At 70.7% G+C, this 22,235-nt stretch carries 22 protein-coding genes and 1 pseudogene; 13 read left to right on the top strand and 10 right to left on the bottom strand.

From position 1 onward, the window contains the following. Positions 1-218: 218 nt before the first annotated feature. Together ACIBH3_RS29345 and ACIBH3_RS29340 are read right to left on the bottom strand one after the other, a co-directional pair. The gene (locus ACIBH3_RS29345) at positions 219-377 is read right to left on the bottom strand and encodes a hypothetical protein (protein WP_396315125.1); all 159 of its coding nucleotides are present in this window, start codon (positions 375-377) and stop codon (positions 219-221) included. A gap of 100 nt (positions 378-477) precedes the next feature. Next, on the bottom strand, positions 478-1,059 hold the full coding sequence (locus ACIBH3_RS29340; RefSeq protein WP_396315124.1) for a choice-of-anchor P family protein: 582 nt from the start codon (positions 1,057-1,059) through the stop codon (positions 478-480). A 1,275-nt stretch (positions 1,060-2,334) separates the two neighbouring features. Here ACIBH3_RS29340 and ACIBH3_RS29335 point away from each other — a divergent pair. From ACIBH3_RS29335 to ACIBH3_RS29325, 3 genes are all read left to right on the top strand, one after another. Beyond that, a complete protein-coding gene (locus tag ACIBH3_RS29335) occupies positions 2,335-3,069 on the top strand; it encodes a DUF2637 domain-containing protein (protein ID WP_396315123.1) in 735 nt (244 codons plus the stop codon). Between the two features lie 300 nt (positions 3,070-3,369). Further along, positions 3,370-4,746, top strand: coding sequence for an ATP-grasp domain-containing protein (locus tag ACIBH3_RS29330; RefSeq protein ID WP_396315122.1), 1,377 nt, complete (start codon positions 3,370-3,372; stop codon positions 4,744-4,746). A gap of 237 nt (positions 4,747-4,983) precedes the next feature. Then, positions 4,984-6,255 (top strand): glycosyltransferase family 39 protein, encoded by a 1,272-nt coding sequence (locus ACIBH3_RS29325; protein WP_396315121.1) that lies wholly within the window; start codon positions 4,984-4,986, stop codon positions 6,253-6,255. Between the two features lie 66 nt (positions 6,256-6,321). Here the strand turns inward: ACIBH3_RS29325 and ACIBH3_RS29320 are convergent. Beyond that, positions 6,322-6,555 (bottom strand): annotated as a pseudogene (locus tag ACIBH3_RS29320) (YciI family protein); the annotation flags it as partial. A gap of 130 nt (positions 6,556-6,685) precedes the next feature. Between ACIBH3_RS29320 and ACIBH3_RS29315 the strand changes: the two are divergent. Continuing rightward, the gene (locus ACIBH3_RS29315; RefSeq protein ID WP_396315120.1) at positions 6,686-7,447 is read left to right on the top strand and encodes a class I SAM-dependent methyltransferase; all 762 of its coding nucleotides are present in this window, start codon (positions 6,686-6,688) and stop codon (positions 7,445-7,447) included. Between the two features lie 85 nt (positions 7,448-7,532). Here ACIBH3_RS29315 and ACIBH3_RS29310 read toward each other — a convergent pair whose 3' ends face one another. Continuing rightward, entirely contained in the window at positions 7,533-8,162 is a 630-nt protein-coding gene (locus ACIBH3_RS29310; RefSeq protein WP_396315119.1) for a hypothetical protein, read from the bottom strand. Positions 8,163-8,482: 320 nt separating this feature from the next. Here ACIBH3_RS29310 and hemL point away from each other — a divergent pair, with 320 nt between their 5' ends. The 8 genes from hemL to ACIBH3_RS29270 all read left to right on the top strand — a co-directional run bounded on the left by hemL (position 8,483) and on the right by ACIBH3_RS29270 (position 16,398). Next, a complete protein-coding gene (hemL, locus tag ACIBH3_RS29305) occupies positions 8,483-9,814 on the top strand; it encodes a glutamate-1-semialdehyde 2,1-aminomutase (RefSeq protein ID WP_396315118.1) in 1,332 nt (443 codons plus the stop codon). 136 nt (positions 9,815-9,950) lie between these two features. Further along, entirely contained in the window at positions 9,951-10,598 is a 648-nt protein-coding gene (locus ACIBH3_RS29300; RefSeq protein WP_396315128.1) for a histidine phosphatase family protein, read from the top strand. 210 nt (positions 10,599-10,808) lie between these two features. Next, a complete protein-coding gene (locus ACIBH3_RS29295) occupies positions 10,809-11,441 on the top strand; it encodes a TlpA family protein disulfide reductase (RefSeq protein WP_396315117.1) in 633 nt (210 codons plus the stop codon). Then, complete coding sequence (locus ACIBH3_RS29290) at positions 11,438-12,220, top strand: cytochrome c biogenesis CcdA family protein (protein WP_396315116.1); 783 nt, start codon at positions 11,438-11,440, stop codon at positions 12,218-12,220. Before ACIBH3_RS29295 ends, ACIBH3_RS29290 begins: the two co-directional genes overlap by 4 nt. Positions 12,221-12,222: 2 nt before the next feature. Further along, on the top strand, positions 12,223-14,001 hold the full coding sequence (locus tag ACIBH3_RS29285; protein ID WP_396315115.1) for a cytochrome c biogenesis protein ResB: 1,779 nt from the start codon (positions 12,223-12,225) through the stop codon (positions 13,999-14,001). Positions 14,002-14,004: 3 nt separating this feature from the next. Further along, a complete protein-coding gene (ccsB, locus tag ACIBH3_RS29280) occupies positions 14,005-15,147 on the top strand; it encodes a c-type cytochrome biogenesis protein CcsB (protein WP_396315114.1) in 1,143 nt (380 codons plus the stop codon). Positions 15,148-15,226: 79 nt separating this feature from the next. Then, positions 15,227-15,817 (top strand): hypothetical protein, encoded by a 591-nt coding sequence (locus tag ACIBH3_RS29275; RefSeq protein WP_396315113.1) that lies wholly within the window; start codon positions 15,227-15,229, stop codon positions 15,815-15,817. Between the two features lie 194 nt (positions 15,818-16,011). Next, positions 16,012-16,398, top strand: coding sequence for a hypothetical protein (locus ACIBH3_RS29270; protein ID WP_396315112.1), 387 nt, complete (start codon positions 16,012-16,014; stop codon positions 16,396-16,398). Between the two features lie 92 nt (positions 16,399-16,490). On the opposite strand, the gene ACIBH3_RS29265 is transcribed toward ACIBH3_RS29270, so the two are convergent. The 4 genes from ACIBH3_RS29265 to ACIBH3_RS29250 are packed head-to-tail and all read right to left on the bottom strand — an operon-like array spanning position 16,491 to position 19,098. Beyond that, positions 16,491-17,018: an SUKH-4 family immunity protein gene (locus ACIBH3_RS29265; protein WP_396315111.1), complete on the bottom strand. Its 528-nt coding sequence runs from the start codon at positions 17,016-17,018 to the stop codon at positions 16,491-16,493. Positions 17,019-17,035: 17 nt separating this feature from the next. Beyond that, complete coding sequence (locus ACIBH3_RS29260) at positions 17,036-17,593, bottom strand: hypothetical protein (RefSeq protein WP_396315110.1); 558 nt, start codon at positions 17,591-17,593, stop codon at positions 17,036-17,038. A 4-nt stretch (positions 17,594-17,597) separates the two neighbouring features. Beyond that, positions 17,598-18,431, bottom strand: coding sequence for a hypothetical protein (locus ACIBH3_RS29255; protein ID WP_396315109.1), 834 nt, complete (start codon positions 18,429-18,431; stop codon positions 17,598-17,600). After that, positions 18,424-19,098, bottom strand: coding sequence for a hypothetical protein (locus tag ACIBH3_RS29250; protein ID WP_396315108.1), 675 nt, complete (start codon positions 19,096-19,098; stop codon positions 18,424-18,426). Before ACIBH3_RS29250 ends, ACIBH3_RS29255 begins: the two co-directional genes overlap by 8 nt. Positions 19,099-19,380: 282 nt before the next feature. Between ACIBH3_RS29250 and ACIBH3_RS29245 the strand changes: the two genes are divergently transcribed. After that, entirely contained in the window at positions 19,381-19,908 is a 528-nt protein-coding gene (locus ACIBH3_RS29245) for an SUKH-4 family immunity protein (RefSeq protein WP_396315107.1), read from the top strand. A 77-nt stretch (positions 19,909-19,985) separates the two neighbouring features. On the opposite strand, the gene ACIBH3_RS29240 is transcribed toward ACIBH3_RS29245, so the two are convergent. Further along, positions 19,986-20,198 (bottom strand): acyl-CoA carboxylase subunit epsilon, encoded by a 213-nt coding sequence (locus ACIBH3_RS29240; RefSeq protein WP_396315106.1) that lies wholly within the window; start codon positions 20,196-20,198, stop codon positions 19,986-19,988. 56 nt (positions 20,199-20,254) lie between these two features. After that, entirely contained in the window at positions 20,255-21,856 is a 1,602-nt protein-coding gene (locus tag ACIBH3_RS29235) for an acyl-CoA carboxylase subunit beta (protein ID WP_396315105.1), read from the bottom strand. Positions 21,857-22,235 lie beyond the last annotated feature (379 nt).

The following is a 22,235-nucleotide window of genomic DNA, read 5'->3' as shown; positions in this document are numbered from 1 at the left end:
GCCCCCCGCCCTCCACCCCCACCGACAGGGGCACGACGGCAGTCCTGATCACCGATGTGGTCCCCGGAAGACACTCCTTCCGGGGACCACATTCGCGTTTCCGGTGCCGTCATGGCCTGTATGCGATGGGGAACAGGCGTACGAGCCGCACCGAGGCCGAGCGCACCGTGTTCGCTGGTCGCCGACCTTGCCGTCCTCCCGGGCCACCTGCGACCAGGTCACCCCGGGTCTTGCCCGAGCTCGCCGAGCAGCACGACGGCCGGGCCGTGGGCCGGCTCCTGGAGACGGCCCCCGACGTTGTTGCAGGAAGCGGTGTGATCTTCCGCCGCCCACCGCTCAACCTTGAGGCCGACCTGCGACCTGGTCTTCTTCGACATCACCGGCGCCTGGTTCGAGCGTGACGCGCTCGACGACCCCGACGCCCGGGACAGCAGCCTGCGTGAGTACGGCCGGCAGCAGGTCCTCTGCGCGGGACGGTCAGGGCGTGGGGCAGGCCGTCCCGGTCGGGACGAGTGCCGCCGCAGCGTGGCCGACAACGGTGTCCACGAGGTTGCCGAGCAGCTTGACGTGGATGGCATTGACGGCGATGCCATTGCCGCCCGCGGTGGAGACCTGCTCGTTGACGATCACCGTGCCGATCAGCACATTGATCGTTGTGTTGGGTGCGGCGGCCGTGACGGCGGCCCCGGCCACCTTCAGGTTGGTGAGCGTGACGTTGCCAGTGGTGGTGACCGTGCCGGCGGCGTCGTCGGTGGCCTTGGCGTCCGCCATGACGGCGTCCGCGGTGACCAGGCCGCCCAGCAGGTTGACCTTGGCGACGGTGGCCTGTGAGGTGGCGGTCTGCAGCCCTGCGGAGTCCGTGGTGCCGGACGCGTTCGTGGCGATTGCCCCGAGTGTGGCGAGCCCCGGGATCGTGGCCGAGGCCTGATTGTTGGAAACGGAGCCGGGGGCGGTGGTGCAGGTCAGGTCCGACGGTGCCAGGGGGCCCGCCGTGAAGAGGGGGCCAGTGGCTTTCGCGCCATACCCGTGAGCGTCGAACTTCAGGACGGGCGGGGCCAAGCGGTGACTGTCACTTGGAAGGGTTCCCAGCTGCTGGGCCGCCGCGCTGGGCGCCATCAGGAGCGCGGACACTACGAAGGCGGGTGCGAGAGCTGCAGTCAGCCCGGACATGCGTGCGGGCCGGGGAAGTGTGCTGGAGAGCATGGCGAGACCTTTCCGTGAAGGAGTTCCCCTGGAAACCGCACAGATCTCACTTCGAGTGACTACGTGACTTCTCTCGGTCATCAGGATTGGTCCCGACCCTAGGGCGGGCCGGACAGGGGCGCCAGCCGTGCTTCGCCATCCGGGTGCCCCGGGGCCGGCAGTCGAGCCATCGGGCCGCCTCGGCCCGAAGAAGGTCACGTGCCCTTCTGGATCGCGCCGGCCGGCCCCGCCGCGCGGTGGGATCCCTCGCTCGCGCACGGAAGAACCTCTTCGTCCGGCGTCGCCTCGCCCGTCCCGCCGATCACGCGCAACGGCTCGCGCCGGACGCCGTCGACGCCCTCCGGTAGGCCTGCACCGCCACCGACGCGACCCTGGCCATCGTCCGTGACGTGTACGCCCCTTCCGGGGGCGCGAAGGGGGCGGATGGATCGGCCGGGGTGTCCGGTCGCCCAGCCGGGGTTCGGACGGAATTGCAGAGTTATCCTGCGCATATATTTGGATAGTGGAACCGCCTGCTGGTGGGATAATGGAATCTTGGAATCCAAGAGCTTGATCTTTCCGGTCGGTCGAACCCCAGATCTATTGAAGGGCTTGCGGAAATTAGTTCAGATTCGCCCGGATGCTGCATGTCCGGACGGCATCGAACCTCGTTGATGCGGATGTGACTACGTCAACTCAGCCCCCCATGCCCGCCGGCCTCCGATTCATTGGTACCCATCCTCGCCCGAGGGCGATGGAGGGGATGATCACGCAAAGTTCAAGCTCCCTCCCGCTCGCCGGCGGGGCTTATCTGGAGCACGGTTCGGAATGGATTCGCCTGGAGGACTGCTCTCATTTGTTGGAGGATTTCCTGCGGACGGTTGAGCGAATCGAATCCGACATCATGCGGCGCTTCGGCGCTCTGCTGGGAACGTCGTAGCGGTGACCGTAACGGATCAAGGAGATCACCTTCGACTGCTTCCGGAGTGGTTGATCTTCGGCCCGTCCCAGTTGGGCATGGAGCGCCTGAGCCAAGCGGGTGAATCGTTCCCGCAGCCGAATACCAATTGAATGGGAGCCGCGTTATCTGCCGAGTGAGAGTTGAAATGCCAACCGGACCGATGTCCGCCGAAGGCCAGCCACGGCAGGGTCATGATGTATGAGGCGCCCCCTTTCTTTGGCCTGGGCACGTACCAGGAATTCGACGACACTGCGGGGGGTATCTCCATCCCCCGTGAGGCGGACTGGTTCTACGGAACCTCCGCACGCCAGAGCCCCATCCACTCGGACAGTGTGGATGCAGGTGAGATCGGGGGGGATCCCCGCGCGGATTTCACCCAGCTCTCGCACTCCGCCGAGGAAGTCGCGGGGATCTCGGGCCTGCGCCAGCCCGCGCTCCATCCGCCCATCCGGCGTCGGCGCCGGCGCGTCCGCGGGTCAAGGGCGAAGCTGTGGCCCCAGGTGCTCAGCACGCTGTTCGGCGCGCTGGCCGCCCTCATTGTCGCGACGGTGAGCGTGCTCGGGTGGATGTTGTCCTACAACCCCTTGCAGGACCTGGCATCCACTCGGGTTTCGCAGGATCTCGCACAGCTGTGGCCATTGGTCGTCTACGGCCCCTGGCTCGTCGCCTCCTTGTCGATCCTGCGGGCGACCCTGGCTCGCCACCGCGCCACGCAATCGTGGGTCGTGGTGGTCCTCTTCTCGAGCGTCGCCACGGCGTTGTGCGTCATTCACGCCTCCAGGACGCTGCCCGGCGTAGTCGTCGCCGCCCTCCCCCCGCTCACCGCGGTCATCTCCTTCCACCAACTCGTGCGCCAGGTCGTCGCGCCCAGCCAGGCACGGCCCGCTGCATCGGGTCGGCGTCCTGTGCGCAGGACTCACCGCTGATGGGCCCGCGCCGCGTTCGGATCGGGGCCGGCCTGTCAGGCTGGGACGAACCGGTCCAGGAGGCTGCCGCGTCGGCGCCACCCCGGGTGGCTCGCCGCGCATTGGCGGCGGGGGCTTCCCGGGCGCGGATGACGGACCGCGGCGACGGATACCCCCGCTCCACCGGCAGCCCCGCCCGGGCTGTCACCCGTCATCGGGGTGCGCGGTGGGGTGCGGGATTCTAACGCATCGTCAAGGCTGGTCGTCCGAAGTCGCTTTTGGGCGCCGGTGGGCGGTGTGGGCGGATGCATAATCCATCGCGTGATCGCCTCTCTGGAGGACGCCGAGCGCCTGCTCCGTCCCGCCGCGCACCTCGGGCTCGCCGCCCGGCCGCTGTACCTGCTGCCACTGCTGCGTACCGGCGCCCTCTCCGCCCTGCTCTCCGCCGAGGCGGCGGACACCGGCTGGGCCGAGCGCTTCGGCGTCGAGGCGTACGCGCTGGAGGAGCAGACGCTCACCCGGGAGTCCGGCGGCACCGCCCGGGACCTCGACGAGCTGACCCGCCGGCTGCCCGGGCTGGTCGGCGCGCGCTGGCGCGGGCGGGAGTACCGCCTCGCCGCGTACGGCAGCCACCGGGCCGAGTGGACCGCCGCGGTCGAGGCCCTCGGCGCCCGGCTGCTCACGCCGCCGCCGCCCGCCGACTCCGCCGTGCTCGGCGACAAGACCGCGATGCGGGAGTGGTTCGCCCACCTCGGCGTCCCCACCCCCGCCAGCGCCGTCGTCAGCGGGGAGCTCGACTACGCCGACCTGCGGGGCCGCTTCGGGCCGGTCTTCGTCGCACAGCACCCCAGGGGCTCCGCCGGGAACGGCACCTACCTGGTCACCTGCGCCGACGAGGCCCGCGCGCTGCCCGCCCGGGACCGCTGGCTGGTCAGCGAGTACGCCGGGGACACCGCGATCAACATCCACGGCTTCGTCGGCCTGGACGGCGCCCCGCAGGTACTGCGGCCCTCCCTCCAGTTGATCGGCGTGGACGGCGTCGGCTCCTCCTTCGGCCAGTACTCCGGCTGCGACTTCCAGGCCCCGGACCTGCTGTCCCCACTCGCCCTCGGCCGGTGCCGGGACGCGGCGGAACGTATCGGCTGGGGCCTGGGCGACCTCGGCTACCGGGGCCTGTTCGGCGCCGACTTCGTGCTGCGCGAGGACCGCGTCCTCGCCCTGGAGATCAACTGCCGGATGCAGGGCTCCAGCTGGCTGCTCGGCGAGATCGAGCTGGAGCGCGCCGACGGCCGGCTGCCCACCCAGCTGCGGCACGTCCTGGAGCGCCACGGCCTCGCCACCCTCGGCAAGCCCGACCTCGACCCGGCCGAGGGCGTCCAGCTCACCGTGCGCCACACCGGCCCGGCGGCCCGGGCCCTGCGTGCTCCCGAGGGCGGACTCCACGCCCTCGACCCGGCGGGCGGGGGCGGCCTGATCCGCCGGGCGGCGGGCGTGGGCCTGCTGGAGTGCGGCCCCGCGGACTGCCTGCTGGTCAACCTCCCCCGCCCCGGCACCCTGGTACACACCGGCGGCATCCTCGCCCGCCTGATCACCCGGCAGTCCCTCACCACCCCCGACGGCCGGGCCCTCAACCCGTACGGCCGCCGGCTGGTCGACGCGCTGCACGGGCTCTACTCGTTCGGGGACGCGACGGATTGACGCACGCCCGTACGCATCCCGGGCCCGCGCCGCCCCGGCCTGCTCCGGCCACGGCCCGACCCGCTTGGGCCCGCCCCGGCCCGCTCCGCGGGCTGTCCGCCGAACGGGGCGCTGAACAGCCGCGATACCCGACCCCGGGCTCCCAAGGCCGGGATCCGCACGGCCGTGTCGTAGGCTCGCTCAGCGCTGCTGCGCCCGTAGCCGCGCGATCACGAGCGGGGGCGGAGTCCGGATCTCATGAGCACGGCATCCAGCATGGCACCGGAGGCACCCGAGCAGACGGGCGGCCCGTCGGGCGTCTCTGACGGCGGGTCGACGGCCGGCCCGCTCTCGGCCCGCGCCCTGGCGGTCAGGTTCGCGCCGGCCATCGGGGCCTATGCCGCAGTCAAGGTGGTCGGCCTCACCGTCTTCCTCGGCCTGCTGGCGTACGCGGGCGACTACCGGAGCAAGGACGTGGGCCGAGGGGGCGGTGCCCGCCCCTGGGACGTCCTCGGCACCTGGGACGGCATCTGGTACCAGCGCATCGCCCTCAACGGCTACGACCCGCAGCTGATCCCGCTGCACGGCTACCCGCTCGCCACCTACTACGAGAACTCGGCGGCCTTCTTCCCGCTCTACCCCTGGCTGATGCGGCTGGTCTCCGTCGTCACGGGCCTCGGACCGTACGGCGCCGGGATACTCGTGGCCGTCGTCTCCTCGCTGGTCGCGGCGGCCGGTATCTACGCGGTCGCGGCGCGGATCGGCGGGCGACGGGCAGGTGTGATCGCGGCGGTCATCTGGGGCCTGTTCCCCGGCTCCGGCGTCGAGTGGGCCGTCTACTCCGACTCGCTCTTCGTCGCCATCTCGGCCTGGGCCTGCTACTGCGTGATGACCCGCCGCTGGCTCAGCGCGGGCCTGCTCGCCTTCACGGCCGGCCTCGGCCGCCCCACCGCCGCCGTCCTCATCGCCGCCGTCTCGATCGCCGCGTTGGTCGCTCTGCTGCGCCGCCGGGACGGCATCGCCGGCCCGCTGACCGCGATGCTGAGCACTCCCTGGGGTCTGATCGGGTACGTGGCCTGGGTCGGCTACCGGATGGGCGACTGGGGCGGGTACTTCAAGCTCCAGCGCGGCGCCTGGAACCGGTACTTCGACTACGGCGCCTCGACCGGACGCACCATCCTCGACGTGATCCTCGGGCACTGGACGTTCTGGCAGTCCAACCCCGTCCCCGACCTGATCGCGATCGGTCTGCTGATCACCCTGCCCGGCCTGCTGGTCCTGCTGCTACGCACCCGGCCCCCGCTGGTGCTGGTGATCTACACCGTGCTGACCATCGTGACGGCGCTGAGCAGCAACCAGATCTTCGGCAACATCTCCCGCTACCTGCTGCCCGCCTTCCCGCTGTTCATCGGGCTCGCCTTCGCCCTGCGCCGGCTCAGGACACCCACCTTGATCGGCCTGTTCGTCCTCCCCGCCGTCGCCTCGGGCTGGTACGCGGGCTACGCCCTCTTCGAGCTGGGTATCCCGTAGGCGTCCACCGGGCCGCTCCAGGAGCGGGGCGAGCTCCGGAGCCGTCATGGTCGGTGTGAACTCGACGACCTCGTAGCGCGCCACTCCCGCCACGGCGAACGGGTCCTGGGCGAGGATCGGCTCCAGCTCGGCCCGCCCGGCGGCGCGTGCCAGGATCACGCCCCCGGTCCTCGGGACGCGGCGGCCGGAGGCGAGGAGGACGCCGGCCGCGTACTGGGCCTCCAGCCACCGGACGTGCTCCGGCAGCAGCTCGTCGATCCGCTCCAGCGGTGCCGTGTAGGTGATGGTCACTACGAACATGTGATTCTCCGTCAATCGCATCGATCTACCGTCAGTCGATCATGCCAACCCCGCCCCGCGCGCTACGGGACCGGCCCGGGCCGGCCGAAATGTGCTGGCATGCCGCGAGGATTGCCGCGATGATCCGGATATGTCACGAACCTTCGACGACCTGGTGGCCGAGGCGGAGGCAGTCTCCGTCGACGGCTGGGACTTCTCCTGGCTGGACGGCCGGGCCACCGAGCAGCGCCCCTCCTGGGGCTACCAACGAGTGATGAGCGAGCGCCTGGCCGCCGTGTCCGCGGCGCTGGACCTCCAGACCGGCGGTGGCGAGGTGCTGGCCGGGGCCGCGAAGCTGCCGCCCGTCATGGTCGCCACCGAGTCCTGGCCGCCGAACCTGGCCAGGGCGACCCGCCTGCTGCACCCGCTGGGCGCGGTGGTCGTCGCCGATCCGGACGAGCCGCCGCTGCCGTTCGCCGAGGCGGCCTTCGACCTGGTGACCAGCCGCCACCCGGTCACCGTGTGGTGGGAGGAGATCGCCCGGGTGCTGCGGCCGGGTGGCAGCTACCTCGCCCAACACGTCGGCCCGGCAAGCGTCTTCGAACTCGTCGAGTACTTCCTCGGCCCGCAGTCCGAGGAGATCAGGCGCGGGCGCCACCCCGACGACGAGCGGCGCGATGCCGAGGCCGCCGGCCTGGAGATCGTCGATCTGCGGCTGGAGTCCCTGCGGATGGAGTTCTTCGACATCGGCGCGGTGATCTACTTCCTGCGGAAGGTGATCTGGATGGTGCCCGGCTTCACCGTCGAGCGGTACCGCGACCGGCTGCGCGCGCTCGACGAGCGGATCCGGTCCGAGGGGCCGTTCGTCGCCCACTCCACCCGCTTCCTGGTCGAGGCCCGCAAGCCCGCCTGAGGCCGCGCGGGCCCGGCGAAGCGTCCCGCCCGGCCCGCACCCACGCCCGGCCCTGCTCGCGGCCGGGCCGGGCGCCGGCCGGGCCCTACGGCCAGACCAGGCAGTACAGCTGGTGCCCCGCGTCGTGCAGCCGGTTCGCGAAGTCCTGCCACTCGTGCAGCATGCTGTAGATCACGAAGGCGTCCCGCGGGCCACGGCGGTCGGGGACGGTGGACCAGATGAAGGCGGCGGCGCCGAGTTCGGTCTCGTCGGCCTTGCGCAGCGGTTCGACGACGATCTGCGGGAGCTGCACCACCGCGTAGTCGGGGTGCAGGACGACCAGTTCCAGCGGTGGCACCTGGTGCAGGGGGACGCCCTTGATGCCGGTGAGCACCATGGCGCTCATGGTCTCCGGCTTGATCTTGGTGGAGAGGTGCCCGTTGGACGAGCCGCTGGTCTCCATCAGGTCGCCGAGCCGCCCGAGGGTGCCGAGCTCGCCCGCGTCCAGCCCCAGGCCCCCGGGGCCCAGGGCGGTTGGGACTCTGGCGGCGGTAGCCCGGTCGGGTGCGCCGAAGTACTTATAGGTCACCCCCACGCGTCCCTCACCCCGCTTTCCACTGCCAGCAGCACCAGCACCCGTACCCGCTCCCGTACGCCTGCGCGCGGCTCTGGCGGACCTGCGGGAACAACCCGCGGCCTCGTCAAAGCCGTCCTGCGCCTCGGACACTCGGACCATCCTCACCGGAATTCGCCGGAATCGACAGACCCCCGCACACCCGGCATCTCTCCGGACGTGCTCCTTACCCGTCATTCACCGCCGTACACCGCACATCGCCGCATACGGGTACAGCCACGGTACGCACTCCTCGTACACACCCTGGGTACACAGTCTGACTGGTCCGCCGCCAAAGCCGTCGGCGGCCCCACCGTGCGGATGAGCCCGTAGTACGGATAACCGACAGGGACAACCGTACAGACAACGGCACACGGATCATCGTTCCAGATGATCGGGTCCGACATGCAGAGGTGAAGGACACGATTTGAGACCATGTCCGGGTGAGCTACCCCTACGAAGCACCTCAGTCCCAGTCGCTGTTCGACCGCGCCTCGGTCGTCACCCCCGGTGGCGTGAACTCTCCGGTCCGCGCCTTCCGCGCCGTCGGCGGCACGCCGCGCTTCATGGTGTCCGGAAACGGCCCCTACCTCACCGACGCCGACGGCCGTGAGTACGTCGACCTGGTGTGCTCGTGGGGACCGATGATTCTCGGCCACGCCAACCCGGCCGTGATCGACGCCGTCCAGCAGGCCGTGACCCGCGGCACGTCCTTCGGTACGCCCGGCCAGGGCGAGGTCGAGCTGGCCGAGGAGATCGTCGCCCGGATCGCCCCGGTCGAGCAGGTCCGCCTGGTCTCCTCCGGCACCGAGGCCACCATGTCGGCCATCCGCCTCGCCCGCGGCTTCACCGGCCGCGCCAAGGTGGTCAAGTTCGCCGGTTGCTACCACGGACATGTGGACGCGCTGCTGGCCGCCGCCGGTTCCGGTGTGGCCACATTCGGTCTGCCGGACACCCCGGGCGTCACGGGTGCCCAGGCCGGCGACACCATCGTGCTGCCGTACAACGACCTGGCCGCCGTCGAGCAGGCCTTCGAGGCGCACCCCGGTGAGATCGCCTGTGTGATCACCGAGGCCTCGCCCGGCAACATGGGCGTCGTCCCGCCGCTGCCCGGCTTCAACGGCGGCCTGGCCCGGCTCTGCCGGGAGAACGGCGCGCTGTTCATCTCCGACGAGGTGATGACGGGCTTCCGCGTCTCCAAGGCCGGCTGGTACGGCCTGGAGGCCGCGCACGAGGGCTGGGCGCCGGACCTGCTCACCTTCGGCAAGGTGATGGGCGGCGGCTTCCCCGCCGCGGCCTTCGGCGGCCGTGCCGACGTGATGGGCCACCTGGCCCCGGCCGGCCCGGTGTACCAGGCGGGCACGCTCTCCGGTAACCCGATCGCCACCGCCGCGGGCCTGGCCCAGCTGCGCGGTTGCACCGACGAGGTGTACGCCACCGTGGACCGGGTGGCGGCCGAGGTCGCCGGCCTGGTCACCGAGGCGCTCGGCAAGGAGGGCGTGGCCCACCGGATGCAGAGCGCCGGGAACATGTTCTCGGTGTTCTTCACCGAGGACCGGGTCACCAACTACGACGAGGCCAAGACCCAGCAGGCGTACCGCTTCAACGGCTTCTTCCACAGCATGCTGGCCCAGGGCGTCTACCTGCCGCCGTCCGCGTTCGAGTCCTGGTTCGTCTCGGCGGCCCACGACGAGCGGGCGATCGAGCGGATCGCCGCCGCCCTGCCCGCCGCCGCCCGTGCGGCGGCCGAGGCCCGGCCCGCCGACGCCGCGTAACGCGCCGCGCCCAGCCGAGCCGAAGCGAACGGCCGCGAAGCGCAAGCGAACCACCGCGAAGTACAAGCGAACCGAAGCGAAGCGAACCGAGGAGACCCGCGAAGTGAGCGCCAAAGAGATCACCGTTGTGCACCTCATGCGACACGGTGAGGTGCACAACCCGGAGGGCGTTCTGTACGGCCGTCTGCCCGGCTACCGGCTGTCCGAGCTCGGCCGGCAGATGGCAGACCGGGTCGCCGAGGACCTGGCGGGCCGTGACATCACGCACGTGGTCGCCTCGCCGCTGGAGCGGGCGCAGGAGACCGCCGAGCCGATCGGCAAGCTGCACGGGCTGGACGTCGCGGTCGACGAGCGGCTGATCGAGGCGGACAACATCTTCCAGGGCAAGACCTTCGGGGTCGGCGACGGCTCCCTGAGGAACCCGTCCTACTGGAAGTACCTGACCAACCCGTTCAAGCCATCCTGGGGCGAGCCGTACATCGAGCAGGCGGTCCGGATGATGGCCGCGCTGGCCGCCGCCCGGGACGCCGCGCGCGGGCACGAGGCGGTCTGCGTCAGCCACCAGCTGCCGATCTGGACGGTCCGCTCGTTCGTGGAGCGCCGCCGGCTCTGGCACGACCCGCGACGCCGGCAGTGCTCGCTGGCCTCGCTGACCAGCTTCACCTACGAGGGCGACAAGATCGTCTCGGTGGGCTACCGCGAGCCGGCCCGCGACCTGCTGCCGGCCCACCTGATCGGCAAGGGCGGCAAGGACAAGCCCGTCGGCAAGAGCTTCGGCGCCTGAGGCCGGTGTCCCCGGGGCGGCCCCACCGGCCCCTGCCCGCGCCTGGGCCCCTGCCGCGCACCCGCGGCAGGGGCCGGGTGGGAGCCGCACCCGGAGCTCCGTAACCGGAGCATCCCGGCGCCCCACGGCGTACTCGCAGGTCAGAGGGGGTTCGACGCGCAAGGGCGGGCCCCCCTGAATCCGCCCAAAGTCCCATGCGAAACTTTTCACATGTCTGGCCCGACGCGTCCCCGCCTCCGCCTCGCCGCAGCCACCGCCGCTGCTGCCGCGCTCGTCCTCGCCGGTTGCTCCTCCTCCGGTTCATCGGCCGGTGCGGACGGCCAGATCGGCTTCGTGAAGAGCAAGGGCGGCCGCTCGACCGCCGCGATCGGCCACCGCCAGGACGCGCCGGACATCTCCGGTACCACCCTGGACGGCGCCAAGGTCGCGCTCTCCGACTACAAGGGCAAGGTCGTCGTCCTGAACGTCTGGGGCTCCTGGTGCGGCCCGTGCCGCAGCGAGGCCCCGTACCTCCAGCAGATCTGGGAGAAGTACAAGGACCAGGGCGTCCAGTTCCTCGGCATCAACACCCGGGACGTCGACCCGGCCAACGCGATCCGCTTCGAGCAGGAGAAGGGCATCACCTTCCCCAGCCTGTACGACCCGAGCGGCCTGGAGATCGCGAAGTTCCCCAAGGGCAGCCTGAACCCGCAGTCGATCCCGACCACCCTGGTCGTCGACCGGGAGGGCAAGCTCGCGGCCCGCGCGGTGGGCGGCCAGATGGACGACGCCCTGGACGAGCTGGTGCAGCCGGTGGTCGCCGAGCAGCAGACCGGACAGCAGCAGACCGGGCAGCAGCAGTGAGCGCGCTGCTCGCCGCGGCGAACCTGGCGGACGCCTCCTCGACGGTCGAGAGCGGCGCGCTCGTGCTGGCGATCCCGGTGGCGCTGGTGGCCGGGCTGGTGTCGTTCTTCTCGCCCTGCGTCCTGCCGCTGGTGCCCGGCTACCTCTCGTACGTGACCGGGTTCTCGGCCGCCGACCTGGCGGACGCCAAGGGTGCCCGGCGCGGACGGATGCTGCTCGGCTCGCTGCTGTTCATTCTGGGCTTCACCGCCGTGTTCGTCTCGACCGGGGCGCTGTTCGGGTACTTCGGCAAGTCACTGCAGGACCACAAGCAGGCCGTCGACATCGTGCTCGGCTCGGTGACCGTCCTGATGGGCCTGGCCTTCATGGGACTCCTGCCGGGCCTGAGCACCCGGGAGCTCCGCACGCACCGGCGCCCGGCCATCGGGCTGGCCGGCGCGCCGCTGCTGGGGATCGTCTTCGGGGTCGGCTGGGCGCCCTGCGTCGGACCGACCTTCGCGGCCGTCCAGGGGCTCGCCTGGACCCAGGAGGGGGCCGGGCGCGGCGCGCTGCTCACGGCCGTCTACTGCCTGGGCCTGGGCGTACCGTTCATCGTGGCCGCGCTGGCCTTCCGCCGGGCGCTCGGCGCCTTCGGCTGGGTCAAGCGGCACTACCCGCTGGTGATGCGGATCGGCGGCGGCATGCTCGTCGCGGTCGGCCTGCTGCTCGTCACCGGGGTCTGGGACTCGCTGGTGCAGCAGATGCAGGTCCTGACCGCTGACTTCTCGATCGGAATCTGACCGTGAGCAACACCGAGACCCGCCTGCCCGCGAGCGGCGAGCCCGAGGGCGGCGAGCCCGAGCAGGACGAGCTGTCGGCCGAGCGGCTCACCACCGCGCCGGTGGAGTCGGACGGCCCCACCGGCATAGGGGTGCTCGGCTGGCTGCGCTGGACGTGGCGTCAGCTGACCTCGATGCGGGTCGCGCTGATCCTGCTCTTCATGCTCTCGCTCGCGGCGATCCCCGGTTCGCTGATCCCGCAGAACGGCCAGAACGCCTTCAAGGTGGAGGCATGGAAGGCCGCCCACACCACGGTCGCGCCGGTCTACGAGAAGCTCCAGCTGTTCGACGTCTACAGCTCGGTGTGGTTCTCCGCGATCTACATCCTGCTGTTCGTCTCCCTCGCCGGCTGCATCGTCCCGCGTACCTGGCAGTTCGTCGGCGTGCTGCGCGCCAAGCCGCCGGCCGCCCCGCGCAATCTGACCCGGATGCCCGTGTACGCGGCCTGGCGCACCGACGCCGAGGCCGCGGCGGTCAGCGAGGCGGCGCACCGGCTGCTGCGCAAGCGCCGCTTCCGGGCGCACCTCGCGGACGGCGCGGTGGCGTCCGAGAAGGGCTACCTGCGCGAGGTCGGCAACCTGCTCTTCCACCTCTCGCTGTTCGCCCTGCTCGCCGGGTTCGCCTGGGCCAGCCTGGCCAGCGGCACCGGCGGCAAGCTGGTGATCGGCGGCCAGGGGTACGCCAACACCATCTCCCAGCTGGACGACTTCACCGGTTCGACGTTCTACGGTGCCGAGGACCTGGACTCCTTCGGCTTCCAGCTGGACAGGTTCAGCGCCAGCTTCCAGGCCAGCGGTGACCAGGTGGGCAGCGCCCGCGACTTCACCGCGCACATCCAGTACTGGAAGGGCGCCGACGACTCCAGGAAGACCAGTGGCCGCATCCAGGTCAACCACCCGCTGGAGATCGGCGACAGCAAGGTCTTCCTGATCGGCCACGGCTACGCGCCGATCGTCACGGTGAAGAACGGCAAGGGCGAGACGGTCTACTCGGGCCCGAGCGCCTTCCTGCCGCAGGACTCCAACCTCACGTCCACCGGTGTGATCAAGGCGTCCGACTACGGCTACAGCGAGAAGGACGGCAAGAAGGTCAAGCTGGCCTTCTCCGGGTTCTTCCTGCCGACGGCGCCCGCCAACTTCGACGTGAACACCGGCCCGCGCTCGCTGTTCCCCGGCGACGCCGACCCGCTGCTGGTGCTCAACGCCTACGTGGGCGACGCCGGCGACTCCGGCCTGCCGGAGAACATCTACCAGCTGAACCCCAAGGGCATGACCCAGCTCACCCAGGACGGCACCATCGCCAAGGTGAAGCTCAAGCCCGGGCAGGGCTGGACCCTCCCGGACGGCTACGGCACGATCACCTTCGACGGCTACAAGCAGTGGGCGAGCTTCAACATCTCGCACCGTCCGGGCAACTCGATCGCCCTGGCCGGCGCGGTGTGCGCGATCCTCGGCCTGATCGGCTCGCTGTTCGTGCAGCGCCGCCGGATCTGGGTGCGGGCCGTCGCCATGCCGGACGGCAGCACGCTGGTCGAGCTCGCGGGGCTGGCCCGCAGCGAGTCCGCCAAGACCGCGGAGGAGCTGGCCGAACTGGCCGTCGACCTCCAGGACGACGCTCCCGCGCTCGACGACGACGCCGATGAGCCCGACGGCCCGCCGGGACCGGACGCCGTTCCGGCCCCGGCGAGTCCCGGAGCATCCTCAGACCCCGCTGTCCCTGCCGACCCGGACTCCAAGGAGTAGACGGTGCATCTCGCCTCGGCGGTCGACCCCAGCCTGGCCGACCTCTCCAACAAGCTCATCTACTCGGCCATGGCCGTGTACCTGATCGCCATGTTCGCCCACATGTTCGAGTGGACGTTCGGCAGCAAGGGCGCCGTCGCCGTCCGCTCGGTCGCCCAGGCCGGCCTCGCCGAGACCCTCGCCGAGTCCGCCGCGCAGACCACGCCCAAGGGCGCCAAGAAGGTCACCGTCACGGTCGCCTCGGCCGGCGGCGGTACCACCACCCTCACCCGCACCGCCCTCGCGGGCGAGGGCGCGACCGTCGTCACCAGCGGTCGCGGCGAGGGCGAGGACGCCGACGGCCCGGGCGCCGCCGGCACCAGCGAGAAGGCCGACCTGGCCGGCCGGATCGCGGTCTCGCTGACCGTCCTCGGCGCCCTGCTGCACGCCGGCGGGGTGCTCACCCGCGGCCTGTCGGTGATGCGCTGGCCGTGGGGCAACATGTACGAGTTCTCCTGCGCCTTCGCCCTCACCATGGTGCTCGCGTACCTCGCCCTGCTGGCCTCCAGGAAGCAGGTCCGCTGGCTCGGCCTGCCGGTCACGCTGGCCGCGCTGCTCACCCTCGGGGTGGCGGTGAGCGTGCTGTACACCGAGTCCGAGCAGCTCGTCCCGGCCCTGCACTCCTACTGGCTGGCCATCCACGTCTCCACCGCGATCGTCTGCGGCGGGGCCTTCTACGCGGCCTTCATCGCCACCGCGCTGTACCTCGGCAAGGACGCCTTCGACAAGCGGACGGCGGCCGGCCTGACCACCGGCCCGCTCGGCACCTCCGCCTCCGTCTGGCAGCGCCTGCCCGCCGCGGCCACCCTGGACAAGCTCTCGTACCGGATCAACGCCCTGGTCTTCCCGCTCTGGACCTTCACCATCATCGCGGGCGCGATCTGGGCCGAGGCCGCCTGGGGCAAGTACTGGGAGTGGGACCCGAAGGAGACCTGGTCGTTCATCACCTGGGTCGCCTACGCGTGCTACCTGCACGCCCGCGCCACCGCCGGCTGGAAGGGCCGCAAGGCCGCGTACCTCGCGCTGCTGGCCTTCGCCTGCTGGCTGTTCAACTACTACGGCGTCAACATCTTCGTCACCGGGAAGCACTCGTACGCGGGCGTCTGAGCGCCGCCGGCCCGAACGGCCCGGCGCTCCGTACCGCGGACGCCGGGCCGTCGCACTGTCCGAACGAACTGGGGGAATCGTGATCGAGAAGCAGGCGGCCTGTCCGGGCTGCGACCGCTCGGACGAGGTGATGACTGTCCGGGCGGCGTACGAGGACCGCGCGGGGGCGCTGGGCGGCCCGCCGTGGCAGCAGGTGGCACCGCCGCCGGCCCCGGGGCCGCCGCCGCGGACCCAGCCCGGCGGAGGGGTGCTGGCGGGCCTCGTCATCGGCGCACTGCTCGCCTTCATCGCGCTGATGTCGATCGCCGAGAACGGCCTCCCGGCCTTCGGCAACGCCTACCAACTCGGTCACGCCTTCGGCCGGCTGGTACTGCCGGTGGTGCTGTTGGGCATCTTCGGCGCGCGCTACGCCGTGGGGAAGAACCGGTACCGGGAGCAGTCGGCCGCGTTCCAGGCCGTGACCGAGCGGTTCCGGCAGCGGACGGCGGTCTGGGAGGCGGCGCAGCTGTGCCGCCGCTGCCGCAGCGCGTTCTTCGCCGACGGGGTGCTGCGGGCGGACTTCCCGGCCTCGCCGCCGATCGCCGTGGAGCAGTTCCCGCTGATGGTCGCCACCATGGCGGAGCGCGTTCTCCACGGCACCGCCGTCCGTCAGCCGGTACCCACGGGCTGACGGGTCACCGGGACCCTCGGGTCATCCGGCACCAGCAGCACCAGCAGCACCAGCAGGATCGTCAAAGCCGGACCCATGGGCCGATATCGGCAGGTGTCCGTATATGGCAGAGATTGTGGCAGGGTAGTGCGTGCCGGCCCAGAGGCCGGTACGGGAGCGTCGAGGAGGATCGCGCAATGGAGTGCGACGAGGTCATGTTGACCGTCCGAATCACCGCCGCCGAGCGAACGTTGCTCCGCAGGCTCGCGCAGGGGCACCACAGTGACCTCTCGGAGGTGGTGGCGGACGGCCTGCTGGACGTCATCCCCACCCTTCACGGACCGGCGGACGCCTACCGTCTGCTGGCCGCCCTGACCGCCCCCGCGCCCTGCGCGCTGACGGTCTGGCTGCCCGCGCCGCTGGCCGACCTGCTGGTCCCGGGCGCCGCCCGGATCGCCCAGGTCACCGGCGTGCAGATCAGCTCGGCGAGCGCGGTGCTCGGGGCCGCCATCAGGCTCTGGCTGGCGCAGGACCCGAACCGCCTCGCCGCCAACCTGAGCGTCATGCACGCCGGCCGCCCGGCGGCGCTCGCGGCGGCCTGACGGGACAGACGGTCTGACAGTACGACGACGGCGGCGGAGCGGCCCATCGAGGCCCGGCCCGCCGCCGTCGTGCTGATCCTGCCCCGGCCGGCTCAGCCGAGCTGGTCGAGGACCATGCTCCACCAGCTCTCCGGCGAGGCGAAGGCGAACTGGTCCCGCGCGCGCAGGTAGTCGCCGAGCTGGGCGGTGTAGGCCTGCGCCTCGGCCTCGCCCAGCCGCTCGACGTGCTTGCTGTAGAGGGCCAGGCGGTAGAGGAACTCGACGAAGTCGTCCAGCGTGCGGTTGACGATCTCCGCGGCGGGCTCGGGGGAGAGCGTCAGCAGGATGACGTAGCCGTGCTCCAGGTCGAGGCAGTACCGCATGTCGTCGGCGTCGGTCGGGGCGCCGAGGGCCAGCACCCGGACCTGCTCGTCCCCGGCCTCGACCGGGACGACGGTGAAGGCCTGCGGCTCGCCCTTGGTCTCGGTGGTGAACAGGACGTCGAGGAAGGTGGGCAGGCCGGTGCTGCTCAGCACCTCGGCGTCGGCCTGCGGGATCCGCTGCTCGGCCAGGGCCTCGGGGCCGACGGTCGCGACACCGGCGGGACCGAACAGTTCGACGAGTTCGGCATGGGTGGCCATGATGCTCCAGATACTGTCTAGGCTGATCGGTGGGCTGATCGGTGAGGGTCGAGAATATCGCAGAGGATCAGTAGCCGATACCACTCGTTCGCGGCCAGGTCGTCGCCTTCCTGTCCGGCCAGATTCGGGAACATCGGGCCCGCGATCCAGTAGGTGATGAAATCCTCGATCGAGGCCGCGAGTTTCTCCACCCGGCATTCCTGATACCAGAGTCCGCCGTCGAACGGCACCCGCCAGACGCTGCCGTCGGGGACGTGGAAGAGCAGCGGGTTGTCCCGTGCGAGGCCGATGAGCCGGTAGTCGTCACCGTTCTCGATGCCGGCCGCCTCGTTCAGCCGGCTGCCCACCGGGTACTGCCCGGGGTCGGTCAGCGGGCGGACCTCGACGGAGTATCCGCAGATCAGGTTGGCCGCGGCGGTGGCCAGCTCGGAGAGCGGGGCGGGCGTTCCGGGCGGAATCTCCTCGGGAGCCATGGGCCTGCCGACCGAGCAGCTGTAGAACTCGCCGTCCGGGTATTCGTTCTCCTGTGCGACGTCTCGCAGCAGGGTCATGACGTCGGCCAGGTAGTCGTTCACGCCTCTACCACCATTTGAGTTTCATCTTGATCGGTGTGCCGACCGGGAGATTTCGCATCTGATGTGTGATCTGTTGCGTCCCGATGTGCCAGTTGGTGTATCCGTCGAGCATATCGAGATTGCGGCCCTGGTCCAGGCCGCCGAGTTGCAGTTCATGCACATGGTCCGGTTGCAGGGCGCCGGATCCCCGGTCGCTCTGATTACCGACCACGTGTTTGTTGGTGACCTTGTCCGTGGCGGCCCGCGCCAGCGACTTGTTGTCCTTGTTCTGCGCGTGGATCATCTTCACCAGCGCGTCCTTGTACGCGTTGGTGAGCCCGTCCTGGCGCGTGACCTTCGGCGCCTTGAAGAGCTTGTCCTGGTTGCTCAGTCGGCGCAGCGCCAGCGCCTTGCGGGCGAATTCGAGCTTCGGCATCCCGGGCTTCCACTCGACCGTCACGGTGTGTGCGGGCAGGCTCCGGTCCGGGCCGTGCGCCTCCGGCGGGCGGACCGCGTGGCTGTGCGCGGCGTTCCGCTCCAGGTTCTGCAGCCTGGTGAGGGCCTTGGCGACGTCCGAGTCGTGCTCGCGGTGGTTGCGGGCCATCTGGTTGAGGCCCTGGGAGACGTCACCCAGGTGCCGGTGCAGCTCGTCCTCGGCCTTCTTGATGGCCTGCATGATCTCGCTCGCGGTGTGCGCCACCGCATCGGCGAGCGGGTCCGTGCCGCGGGTGCGGGCGAGCCGTCCGGCCGCGGTGCGCTGGTGCCGCCCGGCGCCGTTGCGGACCCGGTCGGCGTGGGTGGTGAACTGCCGGGCGAGTGCCTCGGTCTGCTCGTAGTCGTAGCTGAAGCCGTCACTCATGTCCCGCTCCGGTGTACTGCGCCAGGCGGCTGTCCTTGGCCGAGTCGATGCCGTCGCTGCCGATCTTGCTCCAGTCGACGCCTTCGTGGACGCCGAGCGCGTTGGCCCCGAGTTGCAGGACGAGGTCGGTGGCCATGGTGCTCAGCGCGTTCATCACCGGTTCCTGGGCGACGGCCATGAGCTCCGCGACGATCGCCTGCTCGACCTCCTTCAGGATCCGCTTCACGGCGATCCGGGTGACCTGGGTGGCGCCGAGCGCACCGACCTCCGACAGGCCCAGGGTCAGCGGAGCCGCCGCCTGGGCTGCCGCCACTTCGCCGGCCAGGAAGACGAGTTGGGCGATGGCGGCGAGCTTCGCACCCTCGATGAGGGCCGCCGCTCCGTCCAGCGCCGTGGCCAGCAGCCGGCCGGCCTCGGCCATGTTGTGCAGGTGCTTGCCGGAGAGCTTCTCCCAGTGCAGGTTGAAGGCCTCGGTGGCCGCCCCGGTGTTGACGGCGATCAGCTGCTGCACCGCGGTGGCGGTCTCGGCCCGGCCGTCGTCGATCTCCCCCGCGAAACTGCGGAGGTCGTCGGCCATCTGCCGGTACTCGTCCTCGTCCACGTTCGGCCAGTGGACACCGATGAGGTCGAGGACCCAGGCGACCTCGTCGGGCAGTACTACGCCCATGCTCTCCCCCGTTGAAAGCCAGCGCACGGATTGTCATATGAACTCTAGCCAGTGTGCGTTCGCCGCATAACCGGCGGGGATCGCGCGTTCCTCCCCGCCCCGGAGGAGACGGGCAGGCCCGCCCGGCGGTTGCAGCCGGGGGGAACGGCTCGCCCGCTGAGCCGAGGGCGGCTCGGCGGGCCCGCGCCGCGCACCGGGTAACCTGCCACCGAACGCGCGCCGGCCGACCACGCGTGGCGGGTCTTCCACCGACTGAACCAACTCACCATCGGAGCACATCGCATGGCCACCGGACAGGAACTGGCCGAGCTCTTCGGCCCGGGCGGGATCGTCGTCCTCGACGAGGCCGACTCCCTAGCGAACGGCGTGCCCGCGGACGCGGCCGAGGTCCTGGCGGAGGTGGGGCTGCCCGCGTACCTCGATGTGCTGTTCACCAACGACATCGGCGCGGAGCCGGCCGAGTTCTCCATCGTCCCCGTGGATGCGGGGGACGAGCGGGTCGCCGTCCTGGTGCTCGGCCGGCCCACCGACGACCAGGGCATGCGTTACGCCCTCGACCTGCGCAACGGCTGCGTCATCCTGCTCTCGCTGGGTGAGGAGCCCGCGGCGGAGGTGGTGAACACCACCCTCGCCGACTTCGTCGAGTTCCTCTACCGCGTCGCCCTGCGCCTGACCGAGACGGAGCACGCCTCGGACGAGCAGCGGGCCGCGTACGACCGCAGGCTGCGGGCCCACCTCCGGGACCGGGACCCGCTCGCCTTCGCGCAGCCGGACACCTGGTGGTCCATGATCTTCGACCACCTGGTCTGAGCGGACGTACCGCCCGCCGTACGCCGCTGGTCCTGCCGCCCCGGCGGACGGGGTGACAGGACCAGGTGCACGCGGTGTCAGGCGGCCTGCTGCCAGCTGACCGGCGAGTAGTACGCCGGGCGGCGCTCCAGGCGCTGCCAGCTGGCGATCGGCTCGACCGGGGCGAGGGCGGCCGCGGCCTGCTGGGCGGCGGCCGCACGGGCCATCAGCACAGCGGTCAGGGCGGCGAGTTCCTCGTCGTTCAGCGAACCGCGGACGATGCGGACGAGTGGTTCGGCACAAGCGCTCATGGTGTGGGTTTCTCCCCCGAGAGTGAAGTCGGTGAGTGGCCTGGACGGGCGAACCGCTACATCGGCGGGTTGCCGTGCTTGCGGCTGGGCAGGTCGGCGTGCTTGGTGCGGAGCATGGCGAGCGAGGAGGCGAGCACGGCGCGGGTCTCGGCCGGGTCGATGACGTCGTCCACGAGGCCGCGCTCGGCCGCGTAGTACGGGTGCATCAGCTCGCTCTTGTACTCCTTGATCTTCTGCGCGCGCATGGCCTCGGGGTCCTCGGCGCCGGCGATGTCCCGGCGGAAGATCACATTGGCCGCGCCCTCGGCGCCCATCACCGCGATCTCGTTGGTGGGCCAGGCGAAGGAGAGGTCGGCGCCGATCGAGCGCGAGTCCATCACGATGTACGCGCCGCCGTAGGCCTTGCGCAGGATCAGCTGGATCCGCGGCACGGTGGCGTTGCAGTACGCGTAGAGCAGCTTGGCGCCGTGCCGGATGATGCCGTCGTGCTCCTGGTCGACGCCGGGCAGGAAGCCCGGCACGTCCAGCATGGTGACCAGGGGGATGTTGAAGGCGTCGCACATCTGGACGAAGCGCGCGGCCTTCTCCGAGGCGTTGATGTCGAGCACGCCGGCCAGCGACTGCGGCTGGTTGGCGATGATGCCGGTGACATGGCCGTCGATCCGGGCCAGTACGCAGAGCACGTTGGTGGCCCAGCGCTCGTGGATCTCCAGGTACTCGCCGTGGTCGACGATCTCCTCGATCACCTTGCGCATGTCGTACGGGCGGTTGCCGTCGGCGGGCACCAGGTCGAGCAGCGACTCGTTGCGCCGCTCCACCGGGTCGTCGCTGACGACGGCCGGCGGCATCTCGCGGTTGTTCTGCGGCAGCAGCGACAGGAGGTAGCGGACCTCCTCGATGCAGCTCTGCTCGTCGTCGTACGCGAAGTGCGAGACGCCGGAGATGCCGGAGTGCACGTCGGCGCCGCCGAGGCCGTTCTGGGTGATCTTCTCGCCGGTCACCGCCTGGACGACGTCCGGGCCGGTGATGAACATCTGCGAGGTCTCGCGGACCATGAAGATGAAGTCGGTCAGCGCGGGCGAGTACGCCGCGCCGCCGGCGCACGGGCCGAGCATCACGGAGATCTGCGGGATGACGCCCGAGGCCTTGGTGTTGCGCTGGAAGATGCCGCCGTACCCGGCCAGGGCGGTGACGCCCTCCTGGATGCGGGCGCCGGCGCCGTCGTTCAGCGAGACCAGCGGGGCGCCGGCCGCGATGGCCATGTCCATGATCTTGTGGATCTTCTGCGCGTGGGCCTCGCCCAGCGCGCCGCCGAAGATCCGGAAGTCGTGCGCGTAGGTGAAGACCGTCCGCCCGTGCACGGTGCCCCAGCCGACGATCACACCGTCGGTGTGCGGCTTCTTGGCCTCCAGGCCGAAGCCGGTCGCGCGGTGCCGGCGCAGTGGCTCCACCTCTCGGAACGATCCCTCGTCCAGGAGCAGGTCGATGCGCTCACGCGCCGTCAGCTTGCCCTTGGCGTGCTGGGCCTCGGTCGCCTTCTCGCTCGGGCCGCGGCGGACCTGTGCGCGAAGCTCGTGCAGCTCGGCAACCCGCCCGTGGGCGTCGTTCGGGATCTCGGGGATCTCGTCACCGACCGGCGCCTCATGCACAACCGTCATCTCGAACCACTCCAAGTGTGAGGGAACTGTCCGACAGCCAACGTCTGCTGTGCCCCCGGCTGCGAATCACTTCTTCACTTATGACTGTACGAGGGGCGACGCGCTGGTTTCGGCGTCGATTCCGTACAAGGTCGCGCGCGTTTAGATGTCGGCCCTGGACAGAAATCCGGGTTTAGCGGGACACCAGCCGGATCTGCTAGGAAGCCGCGGCGTCACCGTCCGCAGCGCGCCCAGTGCGGGAGAACCCGCAGGTCAGGGCCGCGTATCGGACGGAATGACTACGGAGCGTGCAGGATCGTTCCCATGGTCGGCCGAAGGGCGGGTGGCCGCAGAGCGCTGTTCAGCGGGTGTCCGGCTCGTAGGGATGCGCCAAAACGGG

The organism is Kitasatospora sp. NPDC050543, from assembly GCF_044457565.1.
Classification (GTDB): Bacteria; Actinomycetota; Actinomycetes; order Streptomycetales; family Streptomycetaceae; genus Kitasatospora.
The sequence above is the reverse complement of the archived record's forward strand: the minus strand, read 5'-3'. Positions and strand labels throughout refer to the sequence as shown.